At 67.7% G+C, this 25,539-nt stretch carries 28 protein-coding genes; 12 read left to right on the top strand and 16 right to left on the bottom strand.

All coding sequences use genetic code 11. From position 1 onward, the window contains the following. The first annotated feature begins 8 nt into the window (after positions 1 to 8). Positions 9 to 269 (top strand): DUF1488 family protein, encoded by a 261-nt coding sequence (locus C7401_RS34645; protein WP_112176486.1) that lies wholly within the window; start codon positions 9 to 11, stop codon positions 267 to 269. 81 nt (positions 270 to 350) lie between these two features. Here C7401_RS34645 and C7401_RS34640 read toward each other — a convergent pair whose 3' ends face one another. Continuing rightward, entirely contained in the window at positions 351 to 719 is a 369-nt protein-coding gene (locus C7401_RS34640) for an antibiotic biosynthesis monooxygenase family protein (protein WP_112176484.1), read from the bottom strand. A 158-nt stretch (positions 720 to 877) separates the two neighbouring features. Between C7401_RS34640 and C7401_RS34635 the strand changes: the two genes are divergently transcribed. Beyond that, on the top strand, positions 878 to 1,303 hold the full coding sequence (locus C7401_RS34635; protein WP_258397343.1) for a MarR family winged helix-turn-helix transcriptional regulator: 426 nt from the start codon (positions 878 to 880) through the stop codon (positions 1,301 to 1,303). Positions 1,304 to 1,356: 53 nt separating this feature from the next. On the opposite strand, the gene C7401_RS34630 is transcribed toward C7401_RS34635, so the two are convergent. Further along, the gene (locus tag C7401_RS34630) at positions 1,357 to 2,232 is read right to left on the bottom strand and encodes a LysR family transcriptional regulator (RefSeq protein ID WP_112176480.1); all 876 of its coding nucleotides are present in this window, start codon (positions 2,230 to 2,232) and stop codon (positions 1,357 to 1,359) included. Between the two features lie 259 nt (positions 2,233 to 2,491). Between C7401_RS34630 and C7401_RS34625 the strand changes: the two genes are divergently transcribed. After that, entirely contained in the window at positions 2,492 to 3,703 is a 1,212-nt protein-coding gene (locus C7401_RS34625) for an amidohydrolase family protein (RefSeq protein WP_112176478.1), read from the top strand. Positions 3,704 to 3,714: 11 nt separating this feature from the next. Here the strand turns inward: C7401_RS34625 and C7401_RS34620 are convergent, their stop codons facing one another. From C7401_RS34620 to C7401_RS34560, 13 genes are all read right to left on the bottom strand, one after another. After that, positions 3,715 to 4,566, bottom strand: coding sequence for a bifunctional allantoicase/(S)-ureidoglycine aminohydrolase (locus tag C7401_RS34620; RefSeq protein ID WP_112176476.1), 852 nt, complete (start codon positions 4,564 to 4,566; stop codon positions 3,715 to 3,717). Between the two features lie 71 nt (positions 4,567 to 4,637). Beyond that, complete coding sequence (locus C7401_RS34615) at positions 4,638 to 5,855, bottom strand: amidohydrolase family protein (RefSeq protein ID WP_112176474.1); 1,218 nt, start codon at positions 5,853 to 5,855, stop codon at positions 4,638 to 4,640. A gap of 142 nt (positions 5,856 to 5,997) precedes the next feature. After that, complete coding sequence (locus tag C7401_RS34610; RefSeq protein WP_373864478.1) at positions 5,998 to 6,939, bottom strand: vWA domain-containing protein; 942 nt, start codon at positions 6,937 to 6,939, stop codon at positions 5,998 to 6,000. Then, entirely contained in the window at positions 6,936 to 7,511 is a 576-nt protein-coding gene (locus tag C7401_RS34605) for a tetratricopeptide repeat protein (protein ID WP_112176473.1), read from the bottom strand. Before C7401_RS34605 ends, C7401_RS34610 begins: the two co-directional genes overlap by 4 nt. Continuing rightward, positions 7,508 to 8,494, bottom strand: a complete 987-nt coding sequence (locus C7401_RS34600; protein ID WP_112176471.1) for a vWA domain-containing protein — start codon at positions 8,492 to 8,494, stop codon at positions 7,508 to 7,510. The genes C7401_RS34605 and C7401_RS34600 overlap by 4 nt, the downstream gene beginning before the upstream one ends. Next, the gene (locus tag C7401_RS34595) at positions 8,491 to 9,432 is read right to left on the bottom strand and encodes a calcium incorporation protein MxaA (RefSeq protein WP_112176469.1); all 942 of its coding nucleotides are present in this window, start codon (positions 9,430 to 9,432) and stop codon (positions 8,491 to 8,493) included. The genes C7401_RS34600 and C7401_RS34595 overlap by 4 nt, the downstream gene beginning before the upstream one ends. After that, the gene (locus tag C7401_RS34590; RefSeq protein WP_112176467.1) at positions 9,429 to 10,310 is read right to left on the bottom strand and encodes a DUF58 domain-containing protein; all 882 of its coding nucleotides are present in this window, start codon (positions 10,308 to 10,310) and stop codon (positions 9,429 to 9,431) included. Before C7401_RS34590 ends, C7401_RS34595 begins: the two co-directional genes overlap by 4 nt. A gap of 3 nt (positions 10,311 to 10,313) precedes the next feature. Then, positions 10,314 to 11,333, bottom strand: coding sequence for an AAA family ATPase (locus C7401_RS34585; RefSeq protein ID WP_112176464.1), 1,020 nt, complete (start codon positions 11,331 to 11,333; stop codon positions 10,314 to 10,316). A gap of 42 nt (positions 11,334 to 11,375) precedes the next feature. Further along, complete coding sequence (locus tag C7401_RS34580; RefSeq protein WP_112176462.1) at positions 11,376 to 12,338, bottom strand: LysR family transcriptional regulator; 963 nt, start codon at positions 12,336 to 12,338, stop codon at positions 11,376 to 11,378. Positions 12,339 to 12,353: 15 nt separating this feature from the next. Further along, positions 12,354 to 13,145 (bottom strand): hypothetical protein, encoded by a 792-nt coding sequence (locus C7401_RS34575; protein WP_112176460.1) that lies wholly within the window; start codon positions 13,143 to 13,145, stop codon positions 12,354 to 12,356. Next, positions 13,142 to 14,056: a substrate-binding domain-containing protein gene (locus C7401_RS34570; protein ID WP_112176458.1), complete on the bottom strand. Its 915-nt coding sequence runs from the start codon at positions 14,054 to 14,056 to the stop codon at positions 13,142 to 13,144. Before C7401_RS34570 ends, C7401_RS34575 begins: the two co-directional genes overlap by 4 nt. A gap of 29 nt (positions 14,057 to 14,085) precedes the next feature. After that, the gene (locus C7401_RS34565; protein ID WP_112176456.1) at positions 14,086 to 14,505 is read right to left on the bottom strand and encodes a c-type cytochrome; all 420 of its coding nucleotides are present in this window, start codon (positions 14,503 to 14,505) and stop codon (positions 14,086 to 14,088) included. 182 nt (positions 14,506 to 14,687) lie between these two features. Next, positions 14,688 to 16,505: a methanol/ethanol family PQQ-dependent dehydrogenase gene (locus C7401_RS34560; RefSeq protein ID WP_112176455.1), complete on the bottom strand. Its 1,818-nt coding sequence runs from the start codon at positions 16,503 to 16,505 to the stop codon at positions 14,688 to 14,690. Positions 16,506 to 17,019: 514 nt separating this feature from the next. Between C7401_RS34560 and C7401_RS34555 the strand changes: the two genes are divergently transcribed. From C7401_RS34555 to C7401_RS34515, 9 genes are all read left to right on the top strand, one after another. Next, positions 17,020 to 17,406 (top strand): 4a-hydroxytetrahydrobiopterin dehydratase, encoded by a 387-nt coding sequence (locus C7401_RS34555; RefSeq protein WP_112176453.1) that lies wholly within the window; start codon positions 17,020 to 17,022, stop codon positions 17,404 to 17,406. A gap of 170 nt (positions 17,407 to 17,576) precedes the next feature. After that, positions 17,577 to 18,605 carry a beta-ribofuranosylaminobenzene 5'-phosphate synthase family protein gene (locus C7401_RS34550; protein WP_112176450.1) on the top strand — a complete coding sequence of 343 codons (1,029 nt, stop codon included), beginning with the start codon at positions 17,577 to 17,579 and terminating at the stop codon, positions 18,603 to 18,605. 140 nt (positions 18,606 to 18,745) lie between these two features. Next, the gene (locus C7401_RS34545) at positions 18,746 to 19,708 is read left to right on the top strand and encodes an NAD(P)-dependent methylenetetrahydromethanopterin dehydrogenase (RefSeq protein WP_112176448.1); all 963 of its coding nucleotides are present in this window, start codon (positions 18,746 to 18,748) and stop codon (positions 19,706 to 19,708) included. Between the two features lie 62 nt (positions 19,709 to 19,770). Continuing rightward, entirely contained in the window at positions 19,771 to 21,039 is a 1,269-nt protein-coding gene (locus C7401_RS34540; RefSeq protein ID WP_112176616.1) for an ATP-grasp domain-containing protein, read from the top strand. Continuing rightward, positions 21,014 to 22,039 carry a methenyltetrahydromethanopterin cyclohydrolase gene (mch, locus tag C7401_RS34535; RefSeq protein ID WP_112176446.1) on the top strand — a complete coding sequence of 342 codons (1,026 nt, stop codon included), beginning with the start codon at positions 21,014 to 21,016 and terminating at the stop codon, positions 22,037 to 22,039. Before C7401_RS34540 ends, mch begins: the two co-directional genes overlap by 26 nt. Positions 22,040 to 22,074: 35 nt before the next feature. After that, positions 22,075 to 23,106, top strand: a complete 1,032-nt coding sequence (locus tag C7401_RS34530; RefSeq protein ID WP_258397350.1) for an ATP-grasp domain-containing protein — start codon at positions 22,075 to 22,077, stop codon at positions 23,104 to 23,106. After that, positions 23,099 to 24,016, top strand: a complete 918-nt coding sequence (locus tag C7401_RS34525) for a triphosphoribosyl-dephospho-CoA synthase (protein WP_112176442.1) — start codon at positions 23,099 to 23,101, stop codon at positions 24,014 to 24,016. Before C7401_RS34530 ends, C7401_RS34525 begins: the two co-directional genes overlap by 8 nt. A 137-nt stretch (positions 24,017 to 24,153) precedes the next feature. Further along, complete coding sequence (fae, locus tag C7401_RS34520; protein ID WP_112176440.1) at positions 24,154 to 24,663, top strand: formaldehyde-activating enzyme; 510 nt, start codon at positions 24,154 to 24,156, stop codon at positions 24,661 to 24,663. A 78-nt stretch (positions 24,664 to 24,741) separates the two neighbouring features. After that, positions 24,742 to 25,149 carry a hypothetical protein gene (locus C7401_RS34515; protein ID WP_112176438.1) on the top strand — a complete coding sequence of 136 codons (408 nt, stop codon included), beginning with the start codon at positions 24,742 to 24,744 and terminating at the stop codon, positions 25,147 to 25,149. Between the two features lie 95 nt (positions 25,150 to 25,244). On the opposite strand, the gene C7401_RS34510 is transcribed toward C7401_RS34515, so the two are convergent. Then, positions 25,245 to 25,539: transposase (locus tag C7401_RS34510; protein WP_146757927.1), on the bottom strand; the 295-nt coding region annotated here is incomplete at its 5' end.

The raw sequence follows: 25,539 nt of genomic DNA, 5'->3' as shown, positions 1-25,539 counted from the left end.
GGACCGAGATGAGAATCGAATTTACGAGCCGCCGCCACGCCGTGGCGGCCGCGCGCGTGGCGTTCGAGGCACACGTCGACAACCACCCCGTATGGTGCAGCGTCTCGCTGGACGCGCTGAACGACCGGTTCGGCAACACCGGCACGTCGGCGCGCGCGCTGTTGAGCGCCTTCGAGGCCAACCGCCCGAGCATCGAGAAAGCCGCTCGAAACGTGCTGGAGAAAAACGGCGGTCAATCGTTCGAACTGGAGACGCGCGACCTCGAATGACACAGGCGGGCGCAGCCATTGCGCCCGCTTCAACATCGCCTGAAACGCTACTTGGGGGCACACCCCATCAAGCGAAGCGTTCTAGGCATCACAAATCCCCTCCACACCCGCCTTCCGGAACAGATGCGGTGACGCGCACACCGAGGAAGGATAAGCCGCGAGGCTGGAGCGGAACGCCGGGTGCGAAAACGCCGCCCGAAAGTGCGCCGTCGATTCCCATACCGCGTAATTCAGATACGTCGCGTTCTCACCGAGTGCGCGATGAAGTTGCGCGGAAATAAACCCGGGTTGTTGCTTCATGAACGCCGCGTCGTTTCGCCAGGCGTCGAGGAACTTCGGCTCATCGTCCACAGCCAGCGTGAAGAGGTTCACGAGCACGGCGGGCGCCGCGTCGGTAGCAAGCTGACGTTCGATCGGGAACGACGGATCGAGGGGTCGTAACTGCAACATGATTCGCTCCTTGGTGCGCAGGTCCTATATGCAAACTGAGTTCAACCTGACCTGATCGATTTATAGTAAATTGACACGATGATGTCAATTTGAAACGATCATGACCTATGCGCAAGACAGCGAGAACGCCCGCCGGTGAGTGCCTCACCGGCATCATCATGGATCTCTTCCGTCTCAACGGGGGGCTGTTGACCTCGGGGGATCGTCTGGTCGCGGGACTCGGCCTCACAAGCGCACGCTGGCAGATGCTTGGCGCCATCGCAGCGGCGCAGCAACCGCAACCCGTGGCATGGATCGCGCGGGATCTGGGGGCCAATCGCCAGAACGTGCAGCGGATCGTGAACGACCTGGCGCAGGACGGCCTCGTCCGCTTCGAGGCGAACCCGCACCATCGCCGCGCGCAGCTAGTCGTTTTGACCGACGAAGGAAGGCAAGCCTTCAACGCCGCGATGAAACTTCAGGGCCCCTGGGTCAACCGCCTCTCCGATGGGTTGACCGTGAAGGAAATCGAGGCCGCGCATCGCGTCATCATGACATTGCAGGCGAACCTTGAAGGCATGGCGCAAACCGACGACGTGGATTGATCGCCGCCCGGCCATTAATTCGATATCCGAATCAATGGAAAAGGTGATGGAATTCAAGGCGTCGCGAGCATGCGCGACAACATCTTCGCCAACTCCTTGACGACCTGATCGGCCGTGGGCCGGTGCAGCAATGCAATGTCCATCGTCTCGATCGCAGGCAGCCCGCTTTCCTGTGTCAGAACGGCGTGCTCGGCGGTCACCGAGCGCGCCGGCAGCAGGCTGATGCCAAGGCCGTCGGCCACCGCGGCCTGAATGCCGCTCAGGCTCGAACTGATGAAGCTCATGCGCCAGCGTCGCCCGAGCCCCTCGATCGCATTGGTCATGTCGTCGCGATAGAGTCCGCGCGGCGGGAAGGCGACCAGCGGAACCGGATCGAGCAGGATCGACGGATGCTTCGCGCTGTCGATCCAGCGCAGTTGCTCCGGCCAGCTCGCCACCGCTTCGCGGCTGTTGCGCCGCTGCTTCACGAGCGCGATGTCGAGATCGCCGCGGTCGTAGCTGCTGGCGACGTCGCGGCTCAATCCGCTCGTCACTTCGAGCTTCACCTGTGGATGCTTGCGATTGAACGCCGCGAGCATATGCGTCGTCGGTCCGCCAACGAAGTCCTCCGGCACGCCCAGGCGCACCGTCAAGCCCACGCTCGCGCCCGCCAACGATTCGATCATTTCGTCGTTGAGCGCCAGCATGCGCCGCGCGTAGGCGAGCAGCGTCTCGCCCGCGTCGGTCGGCTGCACTTCGCGGCTGCCGCGCTCCAGCAGCTTGTGCCCGGCCATGTCTTCCAGGCGGCGCACTTTCTGGCTCACCGTCGACTGTGTGGAGTGCAGTCGCGCCGAAGCGGCCGTGAACGAACCGCAGTCCGCCACCATGACGATCGCGCGCAGCAGATCCAGATCGAACAGCGGCCTATGTCCTTTCGCGTTGCCTTTCATTGGATGAATTGTCTGTCGAATGCCTATGCCGTCTTCCGTCGCGCGGCATGAATGCGGGCAGTCTCGCCGCCTGCGAAATGCCCCAATGTATTCAATTGTGCACTGGTATGCATTAGAACATTTAACTTCTGCATGCCGCGAGTCGCCGCTAACATGGCACCGTGCCCGCGGCGACCTGTCGTGGCGCGCCTCAACGCTTCTCGGCAGCCGCAAAGCATCGCGCGCTGCGCGACCCCATGATCATTTCAGTGGAACCGGCATGACCTCCGCCACTCGCCCTCTCCTGCTTTCCAATGTCCGCCTGCCCACGGGCGAGGCCGTGTCCGTTTCGATAGCGAACGGGCACATCGAGGCGCTCGGCCCGAACCTGACACCGCCGCCGGGCGCGGCGACCGAAGACGGCGGCGGCGCGCTGCTGCTGCCGGGCTTCGTCGAAGGCCATACCCACCTCGACAAAACCCACTGGGGCCGTGCCTGGTATCGCAACGAAGTCGGCCCCAATCTCGTCGATCGCATCGAGAACGAGCGCGCATGGCGCAAGACCTCGGCGCACGATGCGGGCGTGCAGTCGCTCGCGCTTGCGCGCGCGTTCGTGGCGGCGGGCACCACGCGCCTGCGCACCCATGTGGACATCGACACCGACGCGGGCCTGCGCTACCTCGAAGGCGTGCTCGAAACGCGCCACGCGCTGCGCGACGTGCTGGACATGCAGATCGTCGCGTTTCCGCAGTCGGGCATGCTGGTGCGCCCCGGCACCCAGGAATGGCTTGAGCGCGCGCTCGCGGCCGGCGCCGACGTGCTCGGCGCGCTCGACCCCGCCTTGATCGACGGCGATCCCGTGGCTTCGCTGGACGCCACCTTCGCGCAGGCGGTGCGTCACGGCAAGCCCATCGATATTCATCTTCACGAGCCTGGCGAAGTTGGCGCGTTCACGTTGAAACTGCTGCTCGATCGCGTGGAAGCGACGGGCATGCAAGGGCGGGTCGTGGTAAGCCATGCGTTCTGTCTCGGCGCGCTGCCGCAACCCGAGCCGCTGCTGGAGCGCCTCGCGCGTCTTGACGTGGCGCTGCTCACGAGCGCGCCGCCTTCGCGCCCCGTTCCGCCGCTCAAGCGCTGCCGCGAACTGGGCGTGACGATCTTCGGCGGCAACGACGGCATCCGCGATACATGGACGCCGTACGGCATGCCCGACATGCTCGAACGCGCGATGCTGATCGGCATGCGCTACGATCTGCGCCGCGACGACGAGCTGGCAATGGCGTTCGACTGCGTGAGCACGGCCGCCGCGCGCGGCTGCGGTTTCGCCGACTATGGCCTGCACGCGGGCGCGCGCGCCGACCTCGTGCTGGTGGAAGCCGAAACCGTTGCGCATGCCGTGGTCGCACGGCCACCGCGCAAGCTGGTGGTGGCCGGCGGGCGCATCGTTGCCCGCGATGGTGCGTTGGTCGGTGCGTTGATCAGCGCAACGTAACCGCGCCGTGGCTATTTGCCCCGGTTCCCACCCGCCGCACCGAGCGTGAGCTTCATGTGCCGGTTCACATCCTTGTACAGCAGATACCGGAAGCGCGACGGCCCGCCCGCATAGCAGGCCTGCGGGCAGAACGCGCGCAGCCACATGAAATCGCCGGCTTCGACCTCGACCCAGTCCTGGTTGAGCCGATAGACGGCCTTGCCTTCCAGCACGTACAGGCCGTGCTCCATCACATGCGTTTCCGCGAACGGAATCACGCCGCCCGGCTCGAACGTGACGATATTGACGTGCATGTCGTGACGCATGTCGCTCATGTCGACAAAGCGCGTCGTCACCCAACGACCCTCTGTGCCGGGCATGGGAACCGGCTCGACGTCGCGCTCGTTCGTCACGAACGACTCGGGTGCGGGCACGCCTTCCACTCCTTCGTAATGCTTACGAATCCAGTGAAAGCGCGCGCAGTCCGCACCGCGATTGCGCAACGACCAGTTCGCGCGCGGCGCGATGTATGCATAGCCGCCAGGCACGAGCCGGTGCTCGACGCCGTCGAGCGTCAGCACGATCTCGCCTTCCACCACGAAAAGCACGCCTTGCGCCGCTTCATCGAGTTCCGGGCGCTCGCTGCCGCCGCCGGGCCCCACTTCCATGATGTACTGCGAAAACGTTTCGGCGAAGCCGGAGAGCGGACGCGCGAGCACCCACAGGCGCGTCTGCTCCCAGAACGGCAGATAGCTCGTGACAATGTCGCGCAGCACGCCTTTCGGAATGACCGCATACGCTTCGGTGAACATGGCGCGATCGGTCAGCAGTTCGGTCTGGGGCGGATGGCCGCCGTGCGGTGCATAGTAGGGACGCGATGACACTCGGTACGCTCCGTGTAGTGGGATGACGCGTTTTCAGGAAGCGCGCCGCGCGTGGGCGGCGCCGGGGATAATCAGCCGTGCTGCGCGCACGCGGGCGTCGCGGGTTCGAATTGCAGACGGGCTGCGTCGTTCTCGAACCGCCCGCGTCGAACGATGACGCGCTCGGCGGGCGCGGCTGCCACGGCCGCCGCCGCGTTCTCGGCCTTCAGGATAACGAACGATGCTTCGTTGCCGGCCTTCAGGCCGTAGCCCGGCTTGCCGAGCACGGCCGCGCCGGCCTCGGTCGCCATGTCCAACGCGACTAGCAGCGCTTCGTCGGTATAGAAGCCGGAGCGATAGCCCACCAGCATGGCGCGCTGGAGCATGTCGCCGTTGCCGTACGGCCACCACGCGTCCTGAATGTTGTCGTTGCCGGTGAACACGCGCACGCCCGCCGCGCGCAGCGCCAGCACCGGCGGAAAGGCGCGGTCGCCGGGCGCGTTCGTCATGATCGAAACGCCCGCTTCGGCCAGCGCGTCGGCCACGCGCCCAAGCGGCGCAGCGTCGACATCGCCCAACGCGTAGGCGTGGCTCACCGTCACCTTGCCCGCCAAGCCCCCCGCGCGGGTGCGCGCGGCGATGCGATGCAACTGCTCGACGCCCTGCTCGCCCGGCTCATGCAGATGAATGTCGATCTTCACGCCGTGCTTCTGCGCAATGCCAAAGACGATATCGAGCTGGCGCCCAGCGTCGCCGTCGAGCGTGGTCGGGTCGATGCCGCCCACGACCTCGGCGCCCTCGCGCACGGCGGCGTCGAGCAGATCGGCGGTGCCGGGGCACGACACCACGCCCGCCTGCGGAAAGGCCACGAGTTCGATGTCCACGACATCGCGCCATTTTTCGCGCGCTTCCATGACGGCATGGAGATGGGTCAGCCCGGTCGTCGCATCGACGTCGACGTGACTGCGCATGGCCATCGTGCCGAACGACGCGGCCTGGCGGATCAGCGCTTCGGCGCGCTGCGCGATGGGCGCCGCGCTCGCGAGCGCCTCTTTTTCGGCGGCAAGGCGCTCGCGCAGCGTCGCGGCGGCGCGATGCGCGCGCCAACGGTCGCCCACGAAGCTCTTGTCGAGGTGGATATGGCCGTCGACGAAACCCGGCAGCACGAGGCGGCCCTTCAGGTCCACGACCTCTGCGCCGCCCGTCTCCACGCGCTCCGGGCCGATGCTGACGAAGCGCCCGTCACGCACCGCGAGATTGATGGGCTTGCCGTCAGCGCCCACGGCGTTGACGAATACGCGGTCGATCATGAATGTGCCTCGGCGGGTGGGGGCCACGCTGCGCGCCCCAGGGGAAATGGACCTCCATAAGCTATCGGATCCCGCCGTCATCCACAAATTAAATGTTGGAATGGGTCACATTCATTTTCCCGATAGGCGCGGCGCGGGCCGCTCAGCCGCCGGGACGAGTGCTTTGCTTCGCCCGGCCGCGCGCCACCGGCGGCAAGAAGCGCCAGACGAGCATCAGCAACGCCAGCAGCGCGGGACACCAGCGCAGGTCCGTCGGCACGGGTTCGCGGTGGGCGAGCCGCGCGTCCAGCATGGCGTCGCGCAACGAATCGGCCCCCGTCAGCCGGCGGTAGCGAAAGCCGATGTGCCCGGCAACCGACTCCAGGTAGTGGCCCTGCAAAGCCGACAACTCCTCGTGGCTCGGCCCGGTCGTGGCCGCGCGATCCTGCTCCGGCACCTGGATCACGTCCTCGGCGCGCCAGTAGCCCATGCGGCGGCCGTTGTCGTCCGTGCGCGGAATCGGCACGGCCTGGTCGCCGCCCACGCCGATCAGCCAGCCTTTGACGCCGCCCGGATTGATGTCGCGCGCGAGCGTGTCGGCGTGCAGGAGCGGCGGCGCTTCCTGGCCGTCGGTGACGAACAGCACGGCCGCGCCGTGTCCCACGTCCTGCGCCGCGCGCACCGCCGAATAAACGCCCCCCTCGGCAATGCGGCTCCAGTTGGTCCAGCGCATGTGCCCGTCGATGCGCTCCAGCGACGACAGCAGCGCGTCGTAGTTGCCGCAGACTTCGACGGGCGGCAGCAGCAGCATCGTCCGCTGTCCCGTGAACGCGCCCCAGCCGACTTTCGAGCCGCATGGCAATTGCCCCAACGCGTCGCGCATCGCCGCGCGCGCGAAGGCGATGCGGCTCGTCGGCACGCCGTCCATCGCGACGTCCTCGACGCTCATGCTTTGCGTGATGTCGAACGTGACGATGACGCTCGACGTATCGCGCGGCACGGCCACGCTGGGCATGCTCACCGCTGCGGCCAGCAACAGGCACGCGGCCGGAATCTTCCAGTGAGGCCCCGCGAAAAGCCCGCGCACGCGCGCCGCGAAGCTCACGGCAGATCCTTGCTCTGCGGGTCGTGCACCTTCACGTCGTGCTGCTCCGTGATGTTGGGCTTGTCGGCGGCGGTGCGCGTTTCGGGCGCGAGCCACAGCGCGCGTTCGAGGTTGTAGCGCGCGTCCCAGTCGTCCGGATCGTCGCGCAGCAACGCGCGATAGCGCGCCTTGGCCTCCTCGATCATCGGGGGTGCGACGATCGTGCCCGGCGCGCCGTGGCCAATTCCTTCGCGCAGATACAGGTTGCCGAGATCGAACAGCGCCGCGCGGCCGGCCGCGTCGAGCGGGCCGTCGCGAACCAGCGATTCGAACAGCGGAGCCGCCGCATCGTACGCGCCCTGCTTCGAGAGCGCGACCGCGTGCGCGAGCCGCACTTCGCGCGCTTCGCCTTGGACCGCTTCGCCTTGGGCCGCAGCGCGCGGCGCGCCCTTCGCCTGCGCGGAATGCGCGGCAGCCGTCACCGCCTCGTTGATCTGCTGCGCGCGCAGCAGGCGCAGCCCGTCGTAGGCCGCCACCCCGGCGCAGGCCAGCGCGAGCGCCGCGAACATGAGGTGAACCGACGCGCGCTTCACGACCAGCCCCGCACCTGAAACACCCGCAGCAAGACGAGCAGCGCGCAGGCCGCGAGCGCCACGGCGAAGCAATACGGACTCAGATCCTGGCGCGGCACATGCTCGACGAACGTGGTCCGCGCGTTTTGCTGCCGGTTGATTTCGGCCATGGCGTCCTTCATCGCCTTCGCGTTGCCGGCCTGAAAAAGACGGTAAGGCGTACTCAGGGAGGAAAAGTAGCGATGCAGTTCGGCCTCGGCCGATGCCCCGCTCGCGGGCGCGGCGGCGTTCAGGTCGGGGCTGTACACGCTGCTGCGCAAATAGATGAAGTAAAGCGCGATCTGGTCGCGCAGCAGCCCGTCGCGCACGAGCCGTTGCACGCGCTCGTCGAGCCGCGCGCCGCCATCGGACACGAGCACGATCGCGCGGCGGCCCGACGCGTGCCGCCCGTCGAACTCGCCGATGGCCGTGAGCAGCCCGCGATCGAGCTGCGTATCCGGCATGCCGCGCCCCACCGCCGTGCCCGCGATCGCCGCGTCGATCACCGGGTGATCGTAGGTGAACGGCATGACCAGCAGCGCGCTCGTGCCGAACATCATGAAGGCCAGTTGGTCGTGCGGGCGCTGGGCGACGAATTGCGTGAGCGAAGCGCGCGCGACATGGCTTTTCGATTCGCCCACGGGCGCGCCCACTCCCTTGCTGTTCATCGTTTCGTCCATGCTCGCGCTGCGGTCCATCAGAATCAGGATCTGCGCGCCGCTGCCGGTGCGCAGCACTTGCCGGTGCGGCCGCCCGGGACCGGCAAGCCCGACGATGATCGCCAGCATCGCGATGACCGCGCCGCCCTGTGCGATCCAGCCCATCCAGCACCCGAGGCGATCGGCGGGCAGCCATGCGAGCGAGGGGAACACCAGCGCGTCGCCGCGCCTTGGCAACAGCGGCAGCAACGCGAGCGGCAGCAAGGCCAGCAGCCACGGCAGGGAGAAGTCGGGCGAGAAGCTCATCGCTGCTGACGGCGCTCGGCGCGGTACAACGCCTCGCTTAGCGTGCGCAGCGCGGCGGCGCCCTCAAGCGGCGCGGGTGCGGCCGTCGCTACAGGCGAGGGCGTGAAAAACCGCGCGGCCGAGCGGCCATAGAACTGCTCAAGTTGCGCGCGCAACGGCTTCAGGTACGGCGCGCGCTCGAACAGACCGGGCAGCGAGCCCGCGTGGACAACGCGTCCAGCCGTTTCGTTGAGCGCGCGATGCAGGTGGACCCAGGCATCGGCGGACGTGTCGGCGTTCGCGCCGTCGAGCTTGCGGATACGACGCCACGCGCGTGCGAACGGCAACTTCGCGGCTTCGCGCCGGTTGCGCCAGCGCCACCACCCGGCCCACGACAGCAGCGTGAGCCCCAGCAGCGCGAGTGCGACGCCCGCCCGGCGGCGCAACGGCTCGACAGGCACGGCGGGCGCCAGGCGGTCGGCCCGCATCGCTTGCAGGTCGCCGGTATTGAAGGCATCGAAAGTATCGGCAGGCGTCATCGGGCCCACGCTCACGGGCCACTCGGGCACCTGCATGGCCGCGCCGGACGCCGATGTCAGCGTCAACGCGGGCAACGCGATGCGCGTGAGCGTCGGATCGACGTTGACGACCTGGTACTCGATCGCCATCCACGAGCGGCCTTCGGCGTCACTGTCGATTCGAACGCGCCTGCGATCGAGCCAGGCGCTGGCGCGGCCGATAGAGGGCGGCGCCACCGCATCGCGATCGCCGTCCGGCAGCAGGATGCGCTGCGTGAGGATGTCGCCAAGCTGATAGCCGAACGCGCGCGGCTCCTGCACCGTCGCTTGCGCCGCGCTGTTCGAAGGGGCGGCATCCGCTGGAGTCGTGGCGAACGCCTGCGCAGCGGCAAACGCGAGCGCAAGCGCGAGGCGAAGGCCGCGTGCAGCGCCCGCGCTCATGCGGCCGCCTCCAGAAAGTAGCGCGACATCGCCTCCGGATCGAATTCGTCGTGCAGATAGAACGGCCGGATGCCGCGCGGCGCGAACGCCCGCGCGAGGTCGGTACGCCGTTGCGCGACCGCTTCCAGCCAGCGCTCGCGCACGCCGCGCCGCAGCCACAGCGTGCGGTGCCGCGCCGCTTCCGCATCGCGCACGGCCAGCAGTCGCCCGGCTTCGGGCGGCGTGATCTCGGCGCGGTCCCACACCACCACGGGCACCACATACGCATTGACCAGCAGATCGAGCACCAGCGCCATGCCGGAGAGCGGCCAGTGGAAATCGGAGACGAGAAAAACGAGCGCCTGCCGCCCGGCCAGTCTCGACGCGACGCGTTGCAGCCCCGCGATCGTCGCCCCGTGGCCTGGCGCGCCGGCAAGATCCGCCGTATCGGCGTGCTCGCGCAACATCGTTGCATATACGTTGCCGACGCCGCGCCCCGTTCGCGCCGGCATGAACAGGTCGTCGCGCTTGTCGTGATCGAAAGCAAGCATGCCTAACGGATCGCCCGCCCGAAACGCGCTGTACCCCAGCGCCTCCACGAAGTCGGCTGCCACCTGCAATTTCGTGCGGCGCGCGCCGAAGCGCATCGACGCGGAGACATCCACCAGCGCCTGCACCGGCACGGCGGAGCGTTGCAGGTGCAGCCTCACGAGCCATTCGGAGCGCGCCGCGCGCACGCTCGCGCGCAAATCCAGCCGGCGCGGGTCCGGGTGATCAAACAGGCGCCCATGCAGCGCGAACGTGTCGCCCGCGCCCACACTCGTTCCCGGATGCGAGCCGGGGCGATGCCCCGAGGCACGCAACGCAAAGCGATAGTGAAATGGCGCCGTCGCGTTCATGGCTCAGGGCACGGCCACCCGGTTCACGATTTGCGCGATCAGCGCTTCGGCCAGTTCCTGGCGGCGCAATTCGTAGATCGGCGTGAAGAACACGCGATGACCGAGCGCGGGCAACAGCACGCCGTGAATGTCCTCGGGCACGAGGTGCGAGCGGCCGTCGAGCCACGCCACCACGCGTGCCGCGCGCAACAGCGCGCTCATGCCGCGCGGGCTCGCGCCCGCGAGCACGAGCCGCTCCATTTCCACGCCTTCGAGCGCGATGCCGAAGTGCTGCGGCGTTTCCGTTGCGCGCCAGATGTCCAGCACATAGCGCTCGATGGTCGGGCTCGACTGCACGCTCTGCTGAATGATCGCGCCGATGTGATTCAACTGCTCCCACGGCACGACGGCGGGCGAGAGCCTCGCGAGCAGCGTGTCGACGTCGTGGTACGCGGCGTCGAAAATCAGCGCGCGCCTCACCTTGGCGTCGTCCGGCGTGGGCATGCTCAATTCGAACAGAAAGCGGTCGCGCGCCGCCGATGCCAGTTCGAACGTCTCTTCCTGTTCGACCTTGTTGCGATCGGCGAACACCGTCATGTGCGGAAAGTGATGTTCGCGGTCGAAGGCCCAGACCGAACGCTCGGCCATCGCCCGCAGCAGCAGCGACTGCACCTGCGGGCGCGCGCGATTGATTTCGTTGAAGAAGAACGTGGTGAGACGCTCACCGTGGCGCAGCAGCGGGCCGGGGTCGATACGCGGCTTGCCTTCGGCGTCGACATAGGTGTGATAGACGAGGTCGCCCGGCATCATGTCGATCGTGCCTTCCACGCGCTCGAACGCGCCGCCCACCACGCGCGCGAACGCACGCAGCACGGTCGTCTTGCCGACGCCCACGCCGCCTTCGAGCAGCACGTGGCCGCGCGCGAACAGCGCCACCGTGATGAGGCGAATGACCTGCGCCTGACCGATCACGACGCTCGCGACTTCCTCCTCGATCTGCAAGGCACGCAGGCGCCAGTCCTGAAGCGGCTCGCTGGAATCCATCGATACCCTCTCTCCTATCCCGGCAGCAGGCAACGGCATGGCTCAGGCCCACACCTGCGACTTCGCGGGCGACGGCACGAACACCGCATATTCGCTCTCCAGAAACGCGGCGGTGTGTTCGAGCAGATACTGCCGGAACACGCGGCAAGTGGGCGAAAGCTGCTTGGCCCCGAGATGCACGATCTGCCAGGTGCGCTCGATCGGCGTGCCGTTCACCTTGAGGAGCGCGATCTCTTGCGTGCGCAACTCCAGCAACAGCGTGTGCAGCGAAATCAGGCTCACGCCCATGCCCGCCATGACCGCCTGCTTGATCGTTTCGTTGCTGCCGAACGTCACGACCTTCGCGGGCGTGAAAAGATGCTGTCTGAACATTTCCTCGGCGGCCATGCGCGTGCCCGAACCCGGCTCGCGCAGCAAGAAGGTGTCGCCGCGCAATTCCTGTAGATCGAAGCCGCTCGCCCCGTACAGCGGATGGTCAAGCGGGGCGATCAGCACTTGCGGGTGCCACGCGAGCGCCTCGCTCGTGGTGCTCATTTCCGGCGGCGGGCGGCCCATGATGGCGAGGTCGATCGCGTTGTCCTGCAACAGGCGCAGCAGCGCATCGCGATTGCCCACGGACAGATGCACGTCCACCTTCGGGTACAGATGCGAATACATCGCCAGCAGCTTGGGCGCGAAATACGTGGCGGAACTCACGATCCCCACCGAAATCGAGCCGCTGTCGGCCTGCGTGAGCGACGTCATCGCATCTTCGGCATCCTTGATCTCGCCAAGAATGCGGCTCGCGTGGTGCGTGAGCTTTTCGCCGGCCTCGGTCAGCGAGAGCTTGCGCCCGATGCGCTCGAAGAGTTGCAGGCCGACCGCCTCTTCGAGCTGGTGTATCTGCATCGACACGGCGGGCTGGGTCAGATGCAGTTCCTCCGCCGCGCGCGCGAAGCTCGTATAGCGGCTCGCGACGACGAAGATCTGCAATTGGCGCAAGGTCAGCGAGCGGACAAAATTCACGGCTGGCCCACCCGTTCAACGATTCGCGCGCGGCGCGTTCGGCGACTTCGCGGGACCGTTTTGCGGCGTCGGCAGCTTGCGCACGACAGTGTCGAAGCGCAGGGTTTGCGTTTGCAACGGATGCGCGAAGTCGTCGTTCGCACCGGGCACGTCGGTGCGGATCAGCGCGACCTGACCCGGCACGCTGTCGGCGATCAGGAACGTGTAGCGCTTGCCCGTGTACTGCGCGAAGCGCTCCGCGTTGGGGTCGTTCTTGTATGGCTGGATCACGATCTGCTGGGCCTTGACGGCCTTGCCGTTGATCTGGCTCGTGACCGTCTCGATCTTCGGGTTGGCGGCGAGCGCGAGACGCACGCGCTGCTGGAAGTACCGGCGCTTGCCGCCGGTCGCGCGCTCCATGTCCGCAATGTCGCGTTCGAGAAAATAGATGATGACGGGATTGCACGCCAGGCCCGCGTTCGGCAAGGGCACGGCCCCGCTGTGGTCGGACACCTGCGCGTCGCCCTTGGCGTTGCCGGGGCTCGACACGAGCACGCGCACGGTGTCGGCGCCCTGTTCGGGAGCTTGCGAACCCGCTTGAGAACCCGATTGAGAACTGAGCAGCGCGTAGTCGAGTTCGCTTTGCTGCGCCACGTCGTGCAGATGATCCGTCATGAAGATGAGCCGCTCGGCGGGCGAAATCTCGTCGTTGCCCGTGGCGCGCGCCGGGCTTTGCAGCAGGCACGCGCAGCACGCGAGGCACACGGCGAGCGCCCGCCGCCATGCGCGCGGCGCCCGCATGGCCTGAACACCGGAACCGCGCCTCATTGAGCCGCGTCCGCGGGCTTCGCGGCCGGTGCGTCAATGGGCTTGAGCAGCGGCACCTGGTAGCTCGTGAGGATGCTGTCGATCTTGTCGTGGTTCGCGCCGATCCATTGATCGATCTTGTCCTTCCACGCTTTCTCGCCGTAGCGCACGCCCATCGAGATCGTGTAGTCGAAGCGAATGCCCGGCGTGCTCGGGAACGGCACGAGCTTCACCGTGTCGCCCGAGCGGCTCGCGAAGTAGCCCGCAATCGGCCCCCAGAGAAACACGACGTCGACATTGCCCGCCTGCAAATCCTTTTCGATCATCTGGCCGGGATACTCCTGCGGATCGCCGCTTTGCACGCGGTACGACACGGCCTGGTCGATCAGGCCGTGGCTGAGCAGCCAGTCGACGGCGGGCGTTTGCGAGAAGATGCCAAAGCGCAGCTTGTGAAGCTGGTCGGGCGGCAGCTTGAGCAGGTCGTCGGGTGTGTTGATGCCGGCGAGCTCGGGCCGCTTCGTGAATACCATCGCATAGGTCGAGCGCAGATAAGGCTGCGTGGTCGACGTCATGTCATAGCCCTTGGGCACGCCGATCACCAGATCGCACTTGTAGCGATCGGAGTCGGGCTCCTTTTCGCGCAGCGTGTGGCGCACGAACCCCATGCGCTGCGGAAAATACGTGTATTCGAGCTTGTAGCCGAAATCGCTCGCCATCTGGCTCGCGATGCGGTTCTCGTAGCCCTCGCCCTTGCTGTTGGACAGCGGCATGTTGTTCGGGTCCGCGCACACCCGCAGCACGCCGTCGGCGCCGTCGTTGTTGGGCAGCGCGGCCTCGCCCTGGGCGCGCACCGCGCTAAAGGAGAGTGCCGCGTATCCCAGTGCGGCGGCTACGAGCGCGCCATACACGTGCATTCGGTTGCCATGACGCATCGATCACCTCCTCAGGTCGGCCCGCGGACTTATTTCGGATCCATCGATTGCAGGTCGCCCGGCTTGATCTGGCCGTCCGAGCGCCCCTTTAGATAGGCATACAGATTTTCCCAATTCTTCTGCATCATCTGGCTCGAACTGAAGTCGGGCATACCCTTGGCCACGCGGCCGCCGAACACGGTGCGGTGAAATTCGGTCTTGTCGAGCGTCTTGAACGCATCGACGAGCGACGGACCCACCAGCCCCTGTTGCTGCGCGCCGTGGCAGCGTTCGCAGTCGAGCGCGCGCCAGGTCTTCCAGCCCAGGAACGTATTGCCGTCGACCTTGGTGCCGTCGACCACCTTGTACGCCACCTGGGCGATCGCGGGATTGGTCTGGGCGTACGCGACGGGCAGCACGAGAAAAGCCACGGGCAGCGCCGCACGCAACAGGATGGATGGGCATTTCATTTGCAGATGTCTCCCTGAAAATAAGGCTGCGCCGCGATGCGTTGCATCGGCTTCATGCCTGAAACGGCGCAGTGTGCACAAGCTGGACGGCGCATGAACAAGGCGTCCAGGGGAAGGCGCGGCCGCCCGCCGTCATGCGACTGGCGGCGAGAGGCCCGCGCGCTTCGGTCCGACCCAGCCGCTTAGCTGTGGCTGTCGGGAATGGCGAAGACAAAGAGCGTGCCGCCGAGCGCCGTGTACTTCGCGAGCTCGCGATACCCGCCCACCGCGCCCAGGCCTTCGGTCGACTTCTGGAGCCCGGCCGCCATGCCGATGCCGGCCCAGCCGCCAATGCCCGAGTAGACGCCGATGAACTGCTTGCCCTGATACTCGTAGGTGAACACGTTGCCGATAATCCCCGAGGGGGTCTTGAAGCGCCACAGTTCCTTGCCGTCGCTGATGCGAACCGCCTTGATGTAGCCTTCGAGCGTGCCGTAGAACGCGATGCCGCCCGCCGTGGCCAGCGCACCCGACCACACCGAGAAGCGTTCCGGCTTGGACCAGACGATCTTGCCCTTCGAAGCGTCCCAGGCGATGAAGTTACCCATCGAGTTGTTGTCGTTCGGACCCGGGTACATCGAGAGCGTCGCGCCCACGTACGGCTGGCCCGACACATAGTCGACATCGAATGGTTCGTAGTCCATGCAAACGTGATTGGTCGGCACGAGGAAGAGATGCGACTTCGGATCGTACGCGGCCGGTTGCTGGTCCTTCGAGCCGAGCGCCGCCGGGCAGATGCCCTTCACGTTGTGGTCCGCGCCCGCGGCCTGGGTCGAATACGCCGCGTTGCGAATCGGCTTGCCGCTGTGCATGTCGATGCGGTCGGCCCAGTTCACCGCCGGATCGAACTTCTGCGCCACCAGCAGTTGCCCGGTCGCGCGGTTGAGCGTGTAGCCGAAACCGTTGCGGTCGAAGTGAACGATGGCGGGCACGTTCTTGCCGTCGATCGACAGATCCGTGAGGATCATTTCGTTCACGCCGTCGTAGTCCCATTCGTCATGCGGCGTCATCTGGTAGACCCACTTCGCCTCGCCGGTGTTGAGATCGCGCGCGAAGATCGAGAGCGACCACTTGTTGTCGCCCGGCCGCTGCGTGGGGTTCCACGTGCCCGGATTGCCCGTGCCGTAGTAGACAAGGTTCAGCTTCGGGTCCCACGCATACCAGCCCCACGTGGTGCCGCCGCCCAGCTTCCACTGGTCCCCCTTCCACGAGTTCAGCGACGAATTCGCGCCCACGGGCACCATCTTGCCGTCGGCGTAGGTCATCGTCTTGTCGGGGTCCATCAGCATGTCCTTGTCGGGCCCGGTGCTATAGGCCGTCCACGCGGGTTTGCCGGTCTTGATGTCGTAGGCGATGAGACGCCCGCGCACGCCGAACTCGCCGCCCGAGATGCCGGTGAGCACCTTGTCGCCGAAGACGTGCGGCGCGTTGGTGTTGGTTTCACCCGCTTTCGGATCGCCATTCTGCGCGGTCCACACCACGTCGCCGGTTTTCGCGTTGAGCGCGACGAGCTTGGTGTCGGCCTGTTGCAGGAAGATCTTGCCGTCGCCGTAGGCGAGCCCGCGATTGACCGTGTCGCAGCACATCACGGAGACCACGGCGTCGTCCTGCTTCGGCTGGTACTGCCAGAGGAAGGTCTGGTCCTTCAGGTTGATGGCGATGACCTTGTTGGGAAACGGCGAATGGATGTACATGGTGTCGCCGATCACGAGCGGCGAGCCTTCGTGGCCTCGCAGCACGCCGGTCGACATGGTCCATGCCACCTGTAGTTTGCCGACATTGTTTTCGTTGATCTGCTTGAGCGGACTATAGCGGTGATTCGCGTAGTCGCCCGCTTGCGACGCCCAGTTGGACGGATTTTTCATGGCTCCGTCAAGCTGGGGATCGGCTTGTGCAACGATAGCGCTCAGGGCTGCCGACGCGAGGATCGCGAGCCCAAGAACCGCGGTGCGTAAGTTCATGTCTCCTCCAGAATGGTCTTGCAGTGCAACTCACAAATGACCCACGCTACCTCGTCGCATCGAGCGCGCCTCATCGAATGCAGGGTAACGAACCCGCGCACGTTCCCGATCGTTGTTGTCGGGCTTTATTCGGCGCACGGTGCCCAATGCAGGTTTCATGCCGGAATGGCCGGGCCGCGCGTGTTTGTCGTGAATTCGTCATGCATGGCCAATGGCGGCGCGGGTGTGCGCGCGAGCCGCGCCGCCCTCGCATGGGCCGGGCGGCGCGCGGGCGTGCGCTCGCCGGTGTCACACGTGTGAACCGTCGCGCCGCGGGGTGGGACATACTGTGTCACCGGCCGGAACGAAACGTGCCCGCCGCGAGGCACGACGGCGACCACGGGCACCGCGCTTCGTTGCCGGCGCACCGGCTGCTGGCTCGCCAATTGCAAATCAAATCGGCAACTCACCTGGCGATGCCTCTTCGGCAGCGCAGCATCGCCGACGTCCCTGCAACCCGCGCGGAGCAACGCTCATGGCAAACGCAACCCAGGTTTATACCGACGACGAGGTCCGTCAACGCCTCACCGGCCCTTTGCAGCACTGGTATCTGGAGGACGGCTGGCTGCGCCGCAAGTACCGCACCGAAGGCTGGAAAGGCACGCTGATGGTGGTGAACGCCGTGGGCCACCTTGCCGAGGCGGCGTGGCATCACCCCGATCTCACGGTCTCCTATGCATTCGTGATCGTGAAGCTCAAGACGCATTCCGCGAAGGGCATCACCGATAAAGACTTCGCGCTCGCCGCGAAAATCGAATCGTTCATTCAGTGGCAGCCGGGCGCGGAAGGCGGCCCGCTCGAAGGCACGCCCCGCGACGACCCGCGCTTTCGCTATATCAAGTACGACGCGCCCGGCGGCTGAGGCGCATACGTTGGGCGCGATGGTGCCTGGTGCAGTGCCTGGTGCAGTGCCAGGCACAGCGCCTGGTACAGCTTTTGCGTCTGCGTTCGCGTGAAACCGTTCGCCGCGTCACGGCACGCGCCGTCGCTGCGGCGGCCCTCCGGCACCCGCCAAGCACGAGGACTCTCGCGATGCAGCTCCACGTTCGCCGCCTTCCCCCCGACGCCAGCGTGAGCGTCGACGCCCCCGCGCGCCTGCACCTGGGCTTCCTCGATCCGAACGCCTCGCTCGGCCGCGCGTTCGGCAGCCTCGGGCTCGTGATCGAGGGCGGCGGCACCCGCATCGAAGCGCGGCGCGCCGAGCGCGACCGCATCGAAGGCGCGGCGAGCGAGGCGGAGCGCGAGCGCATCGCGATCTGTCTCGCGCGGCTGCATGCGGCCTATGACCCGGCACCTGTGGCGATCGAGGTGATCCGCACGCCGCGCGCGCACACGGGACTCGGCTCCGGCACGCAGCTCGCGCTCGCCGTGGGCAGCGCCTTCACGCGCCTGCTCGACCACGCGGCGACGAGCGCGGAGCTCGCCGCGCTGCTCGGGCGCGGCGCGCGCTCGGGCATCGGCGTGCTCGGCTTCGAAACGGGTGGCCTGCTGGTGGACGGCGGCCCGTCACGCGGCTTGCGCGAGGGCGTGCCGCCGCTGCTCGCGCGCCAGCCGTTCCCGGAGAGCTGGCGCGTGCTGCTCGTGAGCGACAACGCGCGCGAGGGGCTGCATGGCGACGCGGAACGGCGCGGCCTCGCGGCGCTCGCGCCGTTTCCGCAAGCGCTCGCCGCGCATCTGTGCCATCTCGTGCTGATGCAGATCCTGCCGGGCGCGGCCGAAGGCGACATCGCCGCGTTCGCGCGCGGCCTCACGCAGTTGCAGCAAACCATCGGCGAATACTTCGCGCCCGTGCAAGGCGGCGTGTTCGCGAGCCCCGACGTCGAGCGCGCGTTGCGCGCCGTGGCGGCGCAACGGCCGGCCGGCATCGGCCAGAGTTCGTGGGGCCCCACGGGCTTCGCGATCGTCGCGAGCGAATACGACGCGGCCTGCGCGCTGGCCACGGCGCGCGCCGCCACGCGCGGCATGCCGCACATCGAATGCACGGTCGTCGCGGGACGCAATCGCGGCGCCGACGTGCGGCGCGCCGACGTGCGCGCGCAGCGGCGCGTCGACGCCGCATGAGCGGCCCTGCGCGCGCCGCGAGGTCTTGAGCCCCGGCAGCGCGCGCCGCGCCCCGACTCCCAACCCTGCCCAGCCATGCGTGGCCACGAGCCCTTCCCTTGCGCAGTCCACGAGATCGCCACCGAAACGAGCCCCCTGCCATGTCGACCAGCCCTGAAAAGCCCACCGAAAAGCCCGCCGAGCGGCCCTATATCCTGCACATGTTCACCGCCACGCCGCAGATGAGCCCGTTCGACGTGAACATGGCCGCCGACGCCGGCTACCAGGTCATCGTGCCGTACTGCAACGTCGAAGCCGCGATGGTGGCGAACCTGACCCAGGACGCGATTTTTTCGCGCGGTCCCAAGGGCGTGTCGCGCACCGGCATCTTCATCGGCGGGCGCGACGTCATGCTCGCCGCCGACATGCTCGACGCCGCGCGCAAGGCCATGGTCCCGCCGTTCGAGGTATCGGTATTCGCCGATCCGAGCGGGTCGTACACGACCGCCGCGGCGCTTGTCGCGCTGGTCGAACGGCATCTGGCCAAGGCCTACGGCATGGAACTGGGCGGCAAGCGCGTGCTGATACTCGGCGGCACCGGCGCGGTCGGGCGCGTGGCGGCGGCGATGGCCGCCTCGCTCGGCGCGGACGTCTCGATTGCGAGCCACAGCGGCCAGGCGCGCGCCGCGCGCGTGAGCGACGAAATCAACGCGCGCTTTCGGATTCCGACCAAGGGCGTGAGCACGGCCACGCCCGCCGAAACCCGCGACGCGCTGGGCGAGGCCGAGATCGTGTTCGCCACGGCGCTCGCGGGCGTACAGGTGGTGAGCGCGCAGGACCTCGCGCACGCGCGGCACCTGCTCATCGCCGCCGATGTCAACGCGGTGCCGCCCGAAGGCATCGCGGGCGTGAACGTGGTTAACAACGGCAAGCCGATCACGGGCCTGGCGAATGCCACAGGCGCGGCCGCGCCGATCGGCATCGGCGCGCTTGCGATCGGCAACGTCAAGTATCAGGTGGAGCACCGGCTTTTTATCCGCATGCGCACCGGCGGCAAGCCGGTCTACCTGGGCTTCCCCGAAGCGTTCGACGAAGCCCGCGCCGTGGCGGCGGGCCTCGATTGACCTCGATTGCCTCGATTGCCTCGATTGAGCGCGCCGCCTTCGCGACCAGTCATGAAGCGCCCATGAAATCGGCCACGCCGGCGCCCTGCATCGCGGTCGCGGGACTGTCCGCGCGCATGCTGGCGCAGTCCGCCGCGCGCTCGGGCCTGCGCGTGCTCGCGCTCGACGCGTTCGGCGATCGGGACACGCGCGCGGCCGCCGCGCAATGGACCGACATCGGCGGCAGCGCGCCGTTGTCGATCGACGGCGAGCGCCTCGCCGAAGCGCTCGCGCGCGCGGCGCAAGCGCCGGGCTTGATCGGCTGGATCGCGGGCAGCGGGCTGGAACCGTTCGTCGCGCGGCTACGCGATGCACCGGGGCTGCCGCGCTTCATCGGCAATCCTGTTGCGGCGGGCGCGGCGGTGCGCGAGCCACGGCGCTTTTTCCCGCTGCTGGACGCGCTCGCGATCCCTCACCCTCCCGTGCGCTTCGCACCGCCCGCCGCGCCGCCAGGCTGGCTCATCAAGCGCGCGGAAGGTTGCGGAGGCACCCATATCGAACGCGCGGAAAGCGTCGGCGATCTGCACGCGTTGGCCGGCTTTGGCGAGCACGATCCCTCGCCGGCCTATTTCCAGCGGCACGTGCGCGGGCGCCCGCTCTCCGCGCTGTTCATCGCCGCGCACGGCATGGCGCGCGTGATCGGCTTCGCGGAGCAACTCGTCTGCGCGATGGGGAGCCTGCCCTTCGTGCACGCGGGTTCGATCGGGCCGATCGACCTCGCGCCCGCTATCGCCGCGCGCGTGTGCGCGGCCATCGCCGCGCTTTGCGCGCAAACCGGACTCACGGGCATGCATAGCTGCGACTTCCTGCTGGACGGCGACACCTTCGCACTGCTGGAGATCAACACGCGCCCCAGCGCGACGATGGCGCTCTACGAAACCGCCGCGCCACGCACGTGGCCGCGCGGGCTGCTCGCCTGGCATATCGAAGCCTGCCTGCATGACCGCCTGCCGCCCGCAACCGCGACCTGCGCGGCCTGCGCAGCCCCCCACGCGCGCGGGCGAGCGGGTCAGCGCGTGCTGTTCGCGTCGCACGCGTTCGACGTCTCGCCAGCCTTCAGCGACGCCTGCCTGCGCGATCTGCGCTGCCGCGACGTGCCGATGCCCGGCACGCACTTCGAAGCGGGACAGCCCGTCTGCACGCTGCTCGTGCGAGCGCCCTCCGTGGAGGCCGTGCGGCGCGCGCTCGACGCGCAGCAAACGCGCGTTCTGCAACGCATCGAACCCAGCCCGGCGTACCCAACCGGGCAAAAAACCGAGCCCGACCATGACCGACTCTCCTGCAACGCCTGACACCCCGCCGCCCGTCGGCCCCAATGCACCGAGCGTGAACGCGCTGAGCGAGCGCCTCGTCGCCCGGCTGGTGGACGACGCGCCGCGCTTCGGCGCCGCCGTGAGCCACACGGCGCACGGCACCGTGCTCGTCGACGCCGGCGCGCAAGCGCCGGGCAGCGTCGCGGCCGGCGTGCTGATCGCGCGCATCTGCATGGGCGGGCTTGGCCACGTCACCGTTCGCGAAAGCCTGGACGCGCAGCCGCTGTGGCCGAGCATGATCGAAGTGCGCACCTCGTGGCCGGTGCTCGCGTGCCTGGGCAGCCAGTACGCGGGATGGAGCCTCTCGGCCACGCGCGAGCAGACCGGCGGCAAGAAGTTCTTCTCGCTGGGCTCGGGGCCCGCGCGCGCGCTGGCCGTGAAGGAGCCGCTCTATGCGGAACTGGGTTACCGCGATCGCCACGCGCGCGGCGCGCTGGTGCTCGAAGTCGAGCGCCTGCCGCCCCAGGTGGTGATCGACAAGGTGCTGCACGACTGCGGCCTCGCACCCGCGCAGCTCACGCTCATCGTCACGCCGACGCACTCTGTCGCGGGAACGGTACAGGTGGTGGCGCGCGTGGTCGAAGTCGCGCTGCACAAAACACATGTGCTCGGCGTGCCGCTCGACGAAGTGGTGGAAGCGGGCGGCTCCGCGCCCTTGCCGCCGCCCGCGCCCGACGGCCTCCAGGCGATGGGGCGCACCAACGACGCGATCCTCTACGGCGGCCGCGTGCATCTCACCGTGAAGCACGACGCCGTGGCAAAGCGCCTCGCGGCCGAACTGCCCGCTTCGACCTCGCGCGACTATGGCCGCCCGTTCGCGGACATCTTCGCCGCGTTCAACCACGACTTCTACCAGATCGATCCCGCGCTGTTCGCCCCCGCCGAGGTGTGGGTGAGCAGCCTCGAAAGCGGCGCGACCTGGCACGGCGGTGGCGTGGACGCGGCAGTGCTGCACGGCCAGTGGAGCGCCGCGTCATGAGCCTCGACTTGCCCGGCTTGAGCGACATGAGCGACATGAGCGACGCGAGCGACTTGAGCGCGCCCCGCGCGCAGACGTCGCTGCGCATCGCCATCATGACCGACGAGACCGGCTGGCATACCGCGCGGCTCAAACGGGCCTTTCGCGCGCGCGGTGCGCAGGCGCGCTGCGTCGATCTCGCGCAATGCCGCATCGACACCACGTGGACGCCTCACGGCCTGATGCTGCCCGGCTTCGGCCGCACGCTGCCCGACGCCGTGTTCGTGCGCGGCATTGCCGGCGGCACCTTCGAGCAGGTCACGCTGCGCCTGGGCATTCTGCACGCGCTGCGCGAAGCGGGCGTGCCCGTGTATAACGACGCGCGCGCGATCGAGCGCAGCGTCGACAAGTCGATGACGAGTTTCTTGCTGCATCGCAGCGGCGTGCCGACGCCCGCGACGTGGGTGGGCGAATCGGCGGCCTTTGCGCAGCGCGTGCTGATGCGCGAGGCGGCGGCCGGGCGCAGGGTCGTGCTCAAGCCGCTGTTCGGCTCGCAAGGCCACGGCCTCAGGCGGCTCGGCCCCGCGGGCGGGCGCCCTCGTGCGCTCGCGCCGCTGCCCTCGCTCAAACCGTACCGCGACGTGGCCTATTTGCAGCGTTATGTCGATGCGGGGCGCGCTGGCTTCGACTGGCGCGTGCTCGTGATCGGCGGGCGGGCCGTGGCGGCGATGCGGCGCACGGGCGGCAAGGGCTGGATTCACAACGTCGCGCAAGGCGCGAAGTGCGAAGCGGCCGAACTCGACGCGGCGCTCGCCCGCACGGCGATACGCGCGACCGAAGCGCTCGGACTCGACTACGCGGGCGTGGACCTGATCCCCGATCCGGACGACGCGGCGCGTCCGCTCGTGCTGGAGGTCAACGGCGTGGCGGCGTGGCGCGGCCTGCAATCGGTCACGGCTATCGATATCGCGGCGGCGCTCGTCGACGATCTGCTTGTGCGCAGGCTGCCCGCGCAACGCGAAGCGCTCGCGCGCGCCAGCGACGCGAACACCGCCGCCGTGGTGCCGCTGCACGAACGCCATGGCTGAGCCGCCGGGCGACCCGACGCCGGCCGCCATCACGCGGGCGCGGCAAGCTTTTCTCGACGCCTGCCGGCTCGACGTGGAAACACCCAAGCCGGGCAACGTGAGCGAGCGCAGCGCGGGCCACGGCATGCGCGCGGCGCAGTTCCTGGCCAGCGCCGAAGCCGCCGCGGGCGCGCTGTTCACGCCCGGCGTGCCCGTGGGCAGCCGCGTGCTCGACGCGGTCGCGCGCACGCGCGACGCCGCCGGCTGCAATACGAACCTCGGCATCGTGCTGCTCGTCGCGCCGCTCGCCGCCGCGCTGGAAAACACGGCGCTGCCACTCACTGAGGGCGCGTGGCGCGAAGCGACCGAAGGCGTGCTGGCGCGGCTCGATCTCGACGACGCGCGCCTCGCCTATCGCGCGATCGCACTCGCCAACCCGGGGGGCCTGGGCGACGCGCCCGAGCAATCGGTGCACGCCGCGCCCACGATCGCGCTGCGCGAGGCGATGACGCTCGCCGCCGCGCGCGACAGCATCGCGCGCCAGTACGCGAACGGCTTTCGCGACGTGTTCGAGACCGGCCTCGCGGCATGGCGCGAGATGCCCGCCGGGCAGCCGCAGCTGGCCACGCTGCACGTCTTTCTCGCCTTCCTCGGGCGCTGGCCCGACTCTCACATTGTGCGTAAGCAGGGCGACGCCGTGGCGCACAGTGTCACGCTTGCGGCACGCGAGCGGCACACCCAATGGCTCGCGGCGCTGCGCGGCACGGGCCCGATCACGTTCGATGCGCACGCACCGTTCGACCCGTTCGCCGCGTTCGACGCATGGGATGCCGACCTGAAGGCACGCGGCATCAACCCCGGCACGAGCGCCGACCTCGCCGTGGCGACGCTGTTCGTCGCGGGCTGCCTCGCCGCGGCGCGCGCAGCGTGAGTCTGTGCATGCGCTGGCACGGATCCTGTTAGTCAATGCCACCGTGTCACAACCCGCCGCCCGTCGATCGCCGTCCTGCGCCGACCTGGACGGCAACTCAGTCGGCAAGTCCCTAGTCCATTCATCGGAGGAACAGCATGGCCAAGATCAATCGCGTCCTGATAGGAGAGTCGCTCGTCGGCGATGGCAACGAAGTCGCGCACATCGACCTGCTGATCGGACCGCGAGGTTCGGCTGCGGAAACCGCATTTTGCAACGCGCTCACCAACAATAAGGATGGCTTCACATCGCTGCTCGCAGTCGTCGCACCGAACCTGCTCGCCAAGCCGAACACGATCCTGTTCAACAAAGTGACGATCAAGGGCGCGCGCCAGGCCGTGCAGATGTTCGGACCGGCGCAGCACGCGGTCGCGCTCGCGGTGGCGGACAGCGTGGAGGACGGCACGATCCCGCAGGCCGAAGCCGACGACCTGTTCCTGTGCGTGGGCGTGTTCATTCACTGGCAGGCGGAGGACGACAAGAAGATTCAGGAGTACAACTACAAGGCCACGCGCGAGGCGATCCAGCGCGCGGTGAACGGCGAGCCGAGCGCGGCCGAAGTGGTGGCCAGGAAAGGCAGCGTGGCGCATCCGTTCGCGCCGAACTGAGCGCGGCGAGAGAGAGCATGGCGGCTTGCGCCTCGCGCGGGCCGCCGCCTGATGCGACTCCATTCATGAAGGCGTGAAATGAACCTACGATGTTTTACGCTGGTGGCGTGTGCCTCTTTCGCGTTTGCTGTGCCGCTCGCCCGCGCGGACGACGACGCGCCTAAATCGCCCGCACCGGCGAGCGGGTACAACTACCCGACACAAGGGCGCGTGGAATACGTGCTGGGATGCATGGACGATAACGGGCACGATTTTGCAAACGTCTATAAGTGCTCGTGCGTGATCGACAAGATGGCCGCTGTGTTGCCCTATGACGAGTTTGTCGATCAGTCGACGTTTGCCAAGTACGCGACGCTGGGTGGTGAAGGTGGGTCGGAGTTTCGCGTCGATCGCGCGAAGGCGCAGGCCAAGCGGTTTCGGACTTTGCAGACGGAGGCTTATCGGAGTTGTGGGTTGGGGAGGGATAAGACGGCTTCGGCGCCTTGAAGTTTAGAGGGCTTTTTTGTTTTTTCGTGGTTTTTTGTTTTTTCGCGTTTCCTGAACCTATCCGCATTTTTGTGTGCAAGGCGGTTTAACAGATCCTAACCTCGGGCGAGCGTAAAGCGTTCGCCAAACAGGATGGCAAACTGGTTCATCGCGGATTTCCAGTCGAAGGTTGCCCGTACCGACTTGGCCAGCACATTGCGCAGCGCCAGCCAGAGTAGTTTGATGGCAGCCTCGTCGGTGGGGAAGTGGCCCCGGGTCTTGATGATCTTGCGTAGCTGCATGTTCAGACTCTCAATGGCGTTGGTCGTGTACACAACCCGTCGAATCTCGGGTGGAAACACAAAGAACGGCGTGACGTGCTCCCAGGCTCGCTGCCAGCATTGCACAATC

The organism is Paraburkholderia unamae, from assembly GCF_003268775.1.
Taxonomy (GTDB): domain Bacteria; phylum Pseudomonadota; class Gammaproteobacteria; order Burkholderiales; family Burkholderiaceae; genus Paraburkholderia; species Paraburkholderia unamae.
This window is presented reverse-complemented; position numbering and strand designations above follow the sequence as displayed.